The 3,384-nt window shown below is 65.9% G+C and carries 4 protein-coding genes; all 4 read right to left on the bottom strand.

The window, feature by feature from the left end:
* Nucleotides 1-85 precede the first annotated feature (85 nt).
* On the bottom strand, nt 86-607 hold the full coding sequence (locus JHD07_RS29315) for a hypothetical protein (RefSeq protein ID WP_291628492.1): 522 nt from the start codon (nt 605-607) through the stop codon (nt 86-88).
* A gap of 138 nt (nt 608-745) precedes the next feature.
* Entirely contained in the window at nt 746-2,065 is a 1,320-nt protein-coding gene (locus tag JHD07_RS29310; protein WP_291628490.1) for a Gfo/Idh/MocA family oxidoreductase, read from the bottom strand.
* A 139-nt stretch (nt 2,066-2,204) separates the two neighbouring features.
* The gene (locus JHD07_RS29305) at nt 2,205-3,005 is read right to left on the bottom strand and encodes a phytanoyl-CoA dioxygenase family protein (protein WP_291628488.1); all 801 of its coding nucleotides are present in this window, start codon (nt 3,003-3,005) and stop codon (nt 2,205-2,207) included.
* 143 nt (nt 3,006-3,148) lie between these two features.
* On the bottom strand, nt 3,149-3,384 hold a 236-nt coding region (locus JHD07_RS29300; RefSeq protein WP_291628486.1), incomplete at its 5' end, for an FCD domain-containing protein.

Genomic DNA, 3,384 nt, shown 5'->3' with positions numbered 1-3,384 from the left:
AGACAGCGCGACCGCCTGCGGAGGATGGTCGGGGAGACCACGGCGCGAGGCAGGGTCACGACGTCATCTGAACGCACTCTGCCGGCTATGACTTCGGCGCAGCGCGGGCACATTTGGCCCTCTCCTTCTTCAACAACTCGCGCATCTTGCGGAAATACGTGTCGTCGAGCGCCGCCGGCATATCGCCGCAGATGTACGGCAGGTGAAACCTGACGTCTTCCTCGAAGCTGCGGCGCCACTCCGGTTCGTCATAGACGCCGAGAATCTCGTCATAGGCAAACAGCATGTGCGCGACGAAATTCTTGTAGCGCACCCATTCCTCGGGATCGGCCCGCAGCTTCGGCAGATCCGGCTCGACCAGGCTGGGGTAGCGCAGCAGGGACTCGCTGTAGGACATGTAGACCTGCCGGGCCGTCGCGACCCGCGCGTTGGCGCGGATGCTCCAGACCTGATAGGCGACGAAAATCAGGGCAATCGCCGCCACCACGGCAGAGGTGATCTGCGCCGTGTTACCATGCCTGGCGGCAAATCTGGGGATGGGCGGCTCGGGTCTCTCGCTCGGGGCGGCGCTGTCGCTGCCGGTCGAAAGGGTCTGCCGCTCGCTCATGGATTGCTCTGTTCGGAACCGGACTGAATCATCTGCTTGTCCGGATACTAAACCAGGATCGATCGAAGGGGCGACTCCTTGCCAGGTAACGTAATCAATCGGTGAATGAAGCGCTTTCCCGTGAATGGGAACGCGTGATTATGAGGACGCTCCGGACGTTGCGAACGCCGCCTCCATTGCCTTGCGCGTCCTGATCGTTTCGTCGTTGGCGTCGAACGCGACGCCGCTCCAGCGCACGATCTCGCCATGGGCGACGTCGTGCTTCAGCTTGAGCCGGTGCGCCAGCCCGATCGGCAGCGCACTGGTTTTCAGGCTCGCAGCTGCCGGCACCAGCTTGCCCCAGACCGTGTAGCCGCCCTCGCCGTCGAGCGTTTCGCCCGCGCGCAGGTTCCGCTTTGCAACTGCCGCGACGTCGCCGCGGAAGCCGTGAGGCTGTCCGGTCGGCTCGCCCCGCAACGCGGCCGACAGCACCGAGATGTTCAGCTCGAGCCCGATCAGGTGATAGGGCTTGTACATCGCGGCATAGCGTCCGCTCCCGTCGGTCTTGAGGCCGTATTGCCTGAAGCAATCGGCGGCATAGTCGTTCGGCGCTTCCAGCACGACATAGACGCCCCAGCGCAGGTCGCGAAACACCGGCCGGCCGTCGCGTTCGAGCGAGGAGACGACCTCCACGACGCCGGACCGCTCCAGCACACCGCCGCGCGAGCGCGGCCGCATGATATGCGGGAGGTCGTCGACGCCGCACGGTGGAAACAGCAGGCCGTCCGCGGGCACGTCGAGCGCGCAGGCATTGGCGATCGCGGCCATCTCGATCGCCGATTTGGTGCCGTCGAGGAAGGAGTTGAACATCTGCGGATTCATGCCGGCCGATTGCGCCTCGCCCGCAGTCAGGCCGTAATGCTGCCAGACGCCGTCAGGCGTCACGTCGTGATAGGCCGGCAGGTATTTCGTGCCCTTGCCGGCCGCGACGACCCGAAAGCCGGTGGCGCGCGCCCAGTCGACCATCTCGGCGGTCAGCGCCGGCTGGTCGCCATAGGCGAGCGAATAGACCACGCCCGCCTTTCGCGCTTCCTCGGCGAGCAGCGGGCCCGCCAGCACGTCGGCCTCGACATTGACCATCACGATATGCTTGCCCGCCGCGATCGCAGCGCGCGCGTGCTTGATGCCGACGGCCGGGTTGCCGGTCGCCTCCACGACCACGTCGATGGCGCCGTCGATGGCGCGCACGCCGTCCTCGGTGAAGACGGTCGCGGCAATGCGCTCCGCGTCCCACCCGACGGTGCGGCAGGCCTCACGCGCGCGGTCGCGGTCGATGTCGACGATGACAGGCACCTCCAGCCCCGGGGTGTGCGGCACCTGTGAGAGGAACATCGAGCCGAACTTGCCGGCGCCGATCAATGCGACACGGACCGGCTTGCCGGCGGAGGCACGGGCCTGGAGGAGGTGGAAGAGATTCATGTTTGAAATCCGTCGGTGCAACGATCAAAGCTCGTCATTCCGGGGCGCGCGCAGCGCGAGCCCGGAATCCATTCATCCACGATCTCTGCGGCTTAATGGATTCCGGGCTCGACGCTGCGCGTCGCCCCGGAATGACAGGTTACTCCGCCGCCTGCCGCGGTGCCCTTGCCAGCCGCAGCAGCGCATCGTCCTCCACCGGCTTGATCGGCATGAAGTCGCGATGGGCGATGTAGTCCGGCCGCGTCGGCTTGCGGATGTAGTTCGAGACCGCGTTCAGCGTCAGATACACGATCTTGCGCGGATAGGGCGTGATGTTGCCGCTGGAGCCGTGCACGAGATTGCCGTGGAACATCAGCATGCCGCCGGGCTTGCCGGTGGGCGCGACGATGCCGCCCTGCGCGACGAGGCGCGTCACGGTGTCCTCGTCCAGCGTCCACAGCGGGTAGGATGTGGTGGCGAGGTCGTGCGAGGCTTCGAGATCTCCGGCGTTCTGGCTGCGCGGGACCAGCATCAGGGGGCCGTTGATCGGCATCACCTCGTCGAGGAAGATCGCGATGTTCATCGCCCGCGGCTCCGGCATGCCGTCGTCGCGCTTCCAGGTGCCGTAATCCTGGTGCCATTGCCAGACGTCGCCGGTGAAGGCCGATTTCGCGTTGATCTTGAACTGGTGCATGTAGACCGGCTCGCCGAACACCTGCTCGACCGGCTCGATCATGCGCGGATGCGCGCCCAATATGCCGAACGCCTGGTTGTAGAGATGCGCGGCAAAGGCGGTGCGTGGCGCGCCGCTCTTCTCGCGCCAGACCTCGGGCCGGTTGGCATCGTAGATGCCGACCGCCTCGCGCGCGAGCAGGTCGACCTCCTCTTGGGCGAACAGCTCGGGCAGGAACAGCCAGCCCTCGCGGTGGAAGAACTCCAATTGCTCCTGAGACAGTTTCATGGGTCGTCCTCCTTGGTTTTGTTCTTGTTGTCATTCCGGGGCGTGCGAAGCACGAGCCCGGAATCCATTCGTCCGCAGTCTCTGCCGCCTGATGGATTCCGGGCTCGATGCTGCGCATCGCCCCGGAATGACGGTGGCTGTGGCTACGCCGCCTCGTCCGTCGCCCTCAATCTCTCCTCGGTCATCCGTCCTGCCGTCTGCGCATGCGCGAGCGCTGCGCGTTCGGCCGCCTTCGCGTCGCCGGCGAGAATGCGTGCGGCGATATCGGCATGTTCGGCCCAGGCGCTGCCGCGATAGTCGAGCTCGGACAGCACCGTCGCCATCGAGCGCCGCATATGCGGCCATTGCGGCGCTATGGTCTCCTCGATCGCGGGATTGC

Origin of the sequence: Bradyrhizobium sp. (assembly GCF_016462955.1) — a bacterium.
Taxonomy (GTDB): Bacteria; Pseudomonadota; Alphaproteobacteria; order Rhizobiales; family Xanthobacteraceae; genus Bradyrhizobium.
Note: the sequence above shows the minus strand (reverse complement) of the source record. Positions and strands in the feature narration are given on the sequence as shown.

Bases quoted from the DNA above. Each gene is read 5' to 3' on its own strand.
- JHD07_RS29305 (WP_291628488.1), bottom strand. From the start codon at position 3,005: ATGAAACTGTCTCAGGAGCAATTGGAGTTCTTCCACCGCGAGGGCTGG.
- JHD07_RS29315 (WP_291628492.1), bottom strand. From the start codon at position 607: ATGAGCGAGCGGCAGACCCTTTCGACCGGCAGCGACAGCGCCGCCCCG.
- JHD07_RS29310 (WP_291628490.1), bottom strand. From the start codon at position 2,065: ATGAATCTCTTCCACCTCCTCCAGGCCCGTGCCTCCGCCGGCAAGCCG.